General features: G+C 65.0%; 3 protein-coding genes. All 3 read right to left on the bottom strand.

Annotated features, from left to right (window positions below; genetic code table 11):
* Window positions 1-1,078, bottom strand: a 1,078-nt coding sequence (pimD, locus tag JOY90_RS35695; RefSeq protein ID WP_291695785.1) for a pimeloyl-CoA dehydrogenase small subunit, incomplete at its 3' end; no start/stop codon positions are given.
* A 138-nt stretch (window positions 1,079-1,216) separates the two neighbouring features.
* Window positions 1,217-2,404 (bottom strand): pimeloyl-CoA dehydrogenase large subunit, encoded by a 1,188-nt coding sequence (pimC, locus tag JOY90_RS35690; RefSeq protein WP_291695784.1) that lies wholly within the window; start codon window positions 2,402-2,404, stop codon window positions 1,217-1,219.
* A 19-nt stretch (window positions 2,405-2,423) separates the two neighbouring features.
* The gene (pimA, locus tag JOY90_RS35685) at window positions 2,424-4,085 is read right to left on the bottom strand and encodes a dicarboxylate--CoA ligase PimA (protein WP_291695783.1); all 1,662 of its coding nucleotides are present in this window, start codon (window positions 4,083-4,085) and stop codon (window positions 2,424-2,426) included.
* Window positions 4,086-4,162: the final 77 nt, after the last annotated feature.

Below are 4,162 nucleotides of genomic sequence, written 5' to 3'. Positions count from 1 at the left end.
CGATCATGGTCAGCCGCTTGAAGTAGTGGCCGATCTTGGCCTCGATGGTCATGCCGATGCCGCCATGGAGCTGGATCGACTGCTGGCCGACGAACTTTCCGGACTTGCCGACCTGGACCTTGGCCGCGGCCACCGCTTTCGCCCGTTCGTTCGCATCGCCGAAATCGGCGGCCATGGTCGCAAACAGCGCCATCGAGCGCGCCTGCTCCAGCGCGACGAACATGTCGGCGGCGCGGTGCTGCAGCGACTGGAAGCTGCCGATCGCAACCCCGAACTGCTTGCGCGTCTTCAGGTACTCGACCGTGCTCTTCAGGGATTCGTCCATCGCGCCGACCGCCTCCGCGCACATCGCGGTGCGGGCCTCGTCGACCACGCGCTCGATCAGCGGCAGCGCGTTCTCGGCGTCCCCGATCGCCGCATCGGCGCCGACCTCGACGCCGGTGAAGCTGATGTCGGCGGCGTGAAAGCCGTCCTGGGTCGGATAGGCCTTCTTGGCGATCCCCCTGGCGACGCCCGGCACCAGGAACAGGCCGATGCCGCTATTGTCACGCTGTCCGCCCTTCGTACGCGCGGTGACGATCAGCGTATCGGCATTCTCGCCATTGACGACGACGAACTTCTCGCCGTCGATGACCCAGCCGTCGCCCTTCTTCTTCGCCGTGGTGGCGACGTCGTTGAGGTCGTAGCGCGAGTTCTTCTCGAGCTGGGCGAAGGCGAGCGTCCTGCTGCCGTCGATGATGGAGGGGATATGCGCCGCCTTCTGCGCCGCCGAGCCGCCATGGCGCAGGACGCCGCCGCCGAGCACGACCGTGGCAAGATAGGGCTCGATCACCAGCGCCCGGCCGAGCGCCTCCATCACGATCATGGTTTCGACCGCGCCGGCGCCGAAGCCGCCGTCGTCCTCCGCGAAGGGAAGGCCGAGCAGGCCCTGCTCGGCGAGCTTGCTCCAGACGGCTTTGCTCCAGCCGCCCTGCTCCTTCATGTATTTCTTGCGCTGCTCGAAATCGTATGAATCGGTCAGCAGCCCCTCGACGCTATCCTTCAGGAGCCTCTGCTCCTCGGTCAGATCGAAATCCATTTCGTGTTCCTCATACCCGGATCAAACTGACGTCGTCATTCCGGGATGGCCTGAAAGGCCAGGCCCGGAATCCATAACCACCTATGGATTCCGGGTTCGCGACTGCGTCGCGTCCCGGGATGACGGTGAGATTGTGAACTACAAGCCCAGCACCGCCTTGGTGATGATGTTGCGCTGAATCTCGTTGGAGCCGCCGTAGATCGAGACCTTGCGGTTGTTGAAGTAGCTCGGCGCGATCTGCGCGGTCCAGTCCATTGCCTCGTTGCTCGAATCCGGATGCTCGTCATAGGGCGCGGCGAACGGCCCGATCACCTCCATCAGGAGCTCCGTGGTGGTCTGCTGGATTTCCGAGCCCTTGATCTTCAACACCGAGGATGCCGGGTTCGGCTTGCCCTTGCCGTGCTTGCCCTCGTCGGCGACGACGCGGAGCTGGGTCAGTTCCAGGGCTTTCAATTCGATCTCGCAGGCGGCGAGCTTCTCGCGGAATTTCGGGTCCTCGAGCACCGGGCGGCCGCCGGATTCGATCTTGGACGCCAGATCCCTGATGCGGCGGATGCGCTCCTTGGAGACGCCGACCCGCGCGATGCCGGTACGCTCATTGCCGAGCAGGAACTTTGCGTAGTCCCAGCCCTTGTTCTCCTCGCCGATCAGGTTCTCGTAGGGCACCTCGACGTCGTCGAAGAACACCTCGTTGACCTCGTGGCCGCCGTCGATGGTCTGGATCGGCCGCACCGTGACGCCCTTCGACTTCATGCTGAACACGATGAAGGAGATGCCGGTCTGCTTCTTGGCCGAGGGATCGGTGCGGCACAGGCAGAAGATCATGTCGGCATATTGCGCGAGCGTGGTCCAGGTCTTCTGGCCGTTGATGATCCACTTGTCGCCCTTGCGCTCGGCCTTGGTCTTCAGCGAAGCGAGGTCCGATCCCGAGCCAGGCTCGGAGAAACCCTGGCACCACCAGTCGTCGACATTGGCGATGCGCGGCAGATATTGCTTCTTCTGCGTCTCGTTGCCGAAAGTGTAGATCACCGGGCCGACCATGCTGACGCCGAAGGCGAGCGGCGCCGGCGCGGGATGCATCTGCAGTTCCTCGTTGAAGATGTAGTGCTGCACCGAGGTCCAGCCCGTCCCGCCATACTCCTTCGGCCAGTGCGACACGCCCCAGCCCTTGGTGTTGAGGATGCGCCACCAGGCGATCATCTCATCCTTGGACAGATGCCGGCCTTCGACCAGCTTGCGGCGCGTCTCCGGCGGCACGTTGTCACGAAAGAACGCCCGCACTTCCTCGCGGAACGCCTGCTCTTCCTGGGTGAAAGCGAGATCCATGGGGTCCTCCTGTGAGCCGTTAAGCCATCTCTTCCTTCGGCGCCTGCTTGCGGCGCAATTCGTGGCGCGAGAGTTTTCCGACCGGCGTGCGCGGCAATTCCTCGACGAATACGACCGCGGCCGGCAATTCATGCTTGCCGAGCTTGTCGGCAAGATGCGCGCGCAGCTCCTCCAGCGTAAGGGAGGCCGCGCCGTCGCGCAATTTGATGAAGGCCTTGGCCGCCTCGCCGCGGTAATCGTCGGGAATGCCGATCACGATCACCTCCTGCACCGCGGGATGGGTGTAGATCGCCTGCTCGATCATCTGCGGATAGACGTTGAAGCCGCCGGAGATGATCATGTCCTTCTTGCGGTCGACGAGAAAGAAATAGCCGTCGGCGTCCATGGTACCGATGTCGCCGGTAAGGAAGCGGCCGTCGACGAAGGCTTCCGCCGTCTCCTGCGGCTTGTTCCAATAGCCTCTTGTCACATTTGGGCCCTTGATGCGGATCTCGCCGACCTCGCCCGGCGGCAGCACCTTCGTTGGATCGTCCAGCGCGACCACGTCGAGCTCGATGCCGGGGAGCATCAGGCCGATCGAGCCGGGCTTGTCCGGCCCGTCCGCGGGATGCGCGGTGCCGGGCGAGCAGGTCTCGGTCATGCCCCAGCCGCTCTTCAGCTTCATGCCGACGCGGCGCTGCAGGATGCTCGCGACCTCGACCGGCAGCGGCGCGCCGCCGGAGCCGGCGGAAACGAGTGAGGACAGATCGCGCCTGTCGAGATCGGGCAACGCGGCGATCGCGATCCACATGGTCGGCACGCCGGGGAAATAGGTCGCGCGTTTGACCTCGATGTCGCGCATGACGGCTTCGACGTCGAAGCGTTGGTGCAGCGAGATCAGGTTGCCGCGCCGGAGCGATGAGAGCAGCACCACGGTCAGCGCATAGATGTGGAACAGCGGCAGCACGCAGATCACGCGGTCGATGACGCCAGCGCGCTTGGCGCGCGCGGGTCGGCCCCAGACGTCGTAGATCGAGACCGCCGCGGTGAGATTGCCATGGGTCAGCATCGCGCCCTTGGGCAGACCGGTGGTGCCCCCGGTATATTGCAGCAGCGCGACGTCGTCGGGCGAGATGGTCGGCCATTGCGCCGGCTTCGCCGCGCCGTCGATGAACTTCGCGCAGGTGGTGATCGCGGGATGGTCAGGGATAGCGGCCTGCGGCGTGCCGACCTTGCCCCAGCGGTCGTCCTCGCAGATCACGAGACGGTCGATCAGGCCCCTGTCGAGGAATTTCAGCGCGGTCGGCAGCAGCGCCGCGAGGTTGCTGGTCACCAGCACGCGCGCGCCGGAATCGGCGAGCTTGTGCGCCAGCGCGATCTCTCCGTCGAGCGGCGACAGATGCACGATGCGTGCGCCCGCCTTCAGCGCACCGAAGAAGTTGATCGGGTGGTCCGGCGTGTTGCCGAGGAACAGCGCGACGGAGGTGTCCTTGCCGCAGCCCGCGCGGAGGTACGCGGCAGCCGCGAGCTCGGCCAGCGCTTCGAACTCGCTGTAGCTGATCGGCCGGTCGCGGAATTCGATCGCGGGGCGTGCGCCGAATTGCGCTGCCGCCGTCGCGAGCAGCTCCGGCAGCGTGCCGATGCAGATCGCATCGTCCCAATGGACGCCCTCGGGATAGAACTGTTCGCCGGTATGGGTCATATCTTCTCTCCACTGTCGTTCCGGGGCGCGCGCAAGCGCGAACCCGGAACCTCGAGATTCCGAGTTCGATGCTTCGC

Source organism: Bradyrhizobium sp., from assembly GCF_019242285.1.
Taxonomy (GTDB): domain Bacteria; phylum Pseudomonadota; class Alphaproteobacteria; order Rhizobiales; family Xanthobacteraceae; genus Bradyrhizobium.
The sequence above is the reverse complement of the archived record's forward strand: the minus strand, read 5'-3'. Positions and strand labels throughout refer to the sequence as shown.

Excerpts from the sequence above, each read along its gene's own strand:
- pimC (WP_291695784.1), bottom strand. The coding sequence starts at position 2,404 with ATGGATCTCGCTTTCACCCAGGAAGAGCAGGCGTTCCGCGAGGAAGTG.
- pimA (WP_291695783.1), bottom strand. The coding sequence starts at position 4,085 with ATGACCCATACCGGCGAACAGTTCTATCCCGAGGGCGTCCATTGGGAC.